General features: G+C 43.0%; 1 protein-coding gene. It reads right to left on the reverse strand.

Annotated features, from left to right (window positions below; genetic code table 11):
- Nucleotides 1–66: 66 nt before the first annotated feature.
- Nucleotides 67–189, reverse strand: coding sequence for a molecular chaperone (locus tag SB756_RS36465; protein ID WP_001463900.1), 123 nt, complete (start codon nt 187–189; stop codon nt 67–69).
- Nucleotides 190–228: the final 39 nt, after the last annotated feature.

A 228-nucleotide genomic window follows, 5' to 3' on the forward strand; every position in this document is an offset into this window, starting at 1 on the left:
ACCAGAGCTTAACAGGCTGTGTTGTCGATGAGTTCTATACATCTCGCTCTCTTAACTGAAGACGGCTTACGATTTACAGTTGAGTTGCGGCGTTTCCGCCCCGTAGTCATTGATGGTTCGATACGTTACGCTGCTATTTTTGGCCCCCTTTGGCAGAGAAAATTGGTATTTATCAAAGGGGGAAATCATTTGATTTTTAACTACTTTTCCACCTATTTTCAGGTCTGT

Origin of the sequence: Pseudomonas sp. SIMBA_068, from assembly GCF_046534705.1 — a bacterium.
In the GTDB taxonomy this organism is placed as follows: Bacteria; Pseudomonadota; Gammaproteobacteria; order Pseudomonadales; family Pseudomonadaceae; genus Aquipseudomonas; species Aquipseudomonas putida.